General features: G+C 30.7%; 1 protein-coding gene. It reads left to right on the plus strand.

Going from position 1 to position 1,339, the window contains the following annotated elements; all coding sequences use genetic code 11:
• Positions 1 to 111 precede the first annotated feature (111 nt).
• Positions 112 to 777: a DUF2441 domain-containing protein gene (locus M4I23_RS19450; RefSeq protein ID WP_249755518.1), complete on the plus strand. Its 666-nt coding sequence runs from the start codon at positions 112 to 114 to the stop codon at positions 775 to 777.
• Positions 778 to 1,339 lie beyond the last annotated feature (562 nt).

Genomic DNA, 1,339 nt, shown 5'->3' on the forward strand with positions numbered 1-1,339 from the left:
TTCGGAATTTTCTCGCGTTCGTTTTTGTTTACTAAATTAGTTGCTTAAACACGCAACTAACCATACACAAAACCGTTAGGTGCAAGTTCCAAACAAAACGCAAAAAACAAAATGAGATACTTCCACATTCAGAGAATTAACGGAATTAGAAAAGAGTGGGATTTTGGAGAATACGGAACTACAGAACGAGCTGAATTCAATGATTTTTTTAAAGGCATCGTGGAAGGAATAGAAAGAAATTCCATTCCTCAAACTAATGGCAATAAACTTATTCAACATTCAAGAGAAATATTATCTAAGCAATGGTTGAGTGAATTAGATTATGAATCCCAAAATTATAAAGAGTTGTTTTTTAAGTCTCAAGACTTATGCTCAAGCTTTAATCATTTAGCTCATCAACTTTTCGAATCTCATGTTCAATATTTAAAATGGATAAGAGAACAAATATTTGAAAATAACAGAATACAAATAAACCCTGAATTACCATCTAGAAAAAAGTGTTTATGGCTGAGTAATAAAAATGGTTTAGAAAATTGGTGGAATACTTTATCTGATTCTCAAAACAGAAAAATTATAGAGTTGGAATTAGAAAAAAAAGGAAAAATCCATATAGCAGATGCTCAATTTCTAAACTTAGACGCTTACAACATAAATGAATTTAACAAAGTGTCTATTGATTATTGGAATGGAATAAAAAATAATGAAACTGATATTGAAATTCTTTATGAAGGTCAATTTAAAGTAATTGGAGAATATAATAATTTGGAACAAATATAAAAACCAGCACCTAACACCGTGTATAATTAATTGCTTTTTTCTTCTCTACTTGCGAATATTCCTGCGGAATATTCACGGGTTCGTAAAAGTTTACTAATTTAGTTGCTGAACCTCGCAACTAACCATACACAAACACGTTAGCGCACATTGCTCACTCAGCTCAAAAAATAATAAACCTTCTCAAAGTATTTTAAAAATAATTCCTAAAACTTACTCAATTGATTTTTGACAAATCAAAACGCAACTGTTACCTAAGTCTAATTTTACTCTCGAAAACTAAAATTAAATAAAAAATTAAACCGACTTCTGACAAAATAATACGCAAAGTTTACGCGCAAATGACTTAACTCTTGCGTTTAAAAAATTCTGACTCTTGCCAAACAATACGCAACTGTTGCTTCGGACTTTTCTTTGTTCCTTAAAAAGCATATTTAAATACTCTTGTGAGAAAAACATAACAACGTGCGCTAACATTGTATAAAAATAATGCGTAATTTAGTGCCTAATCAAGACTAAATGCGTGTTTGCATGCATCTGATTTTCCTTCGGAAAATCCTCGCAC

It is taken from the genome of Algibacter sp. L4_22 (assembly GCF_023473045.1).
GTDB lineage: Bacteria > Bacteroidota > Bacteroidia > Flavobacteriales > Flavobacteriaceae > Algibacter.

Bases quoted from the DNA above. Each gene is read 5' to 3' on its own strand.
- M4I23_RS19450 (WP_249755518.1), top strand. From the start codon at position 112: ATGAGATACTTCCACATTCAGAGAATTAACGGAATTAGAAAAGAGTGG.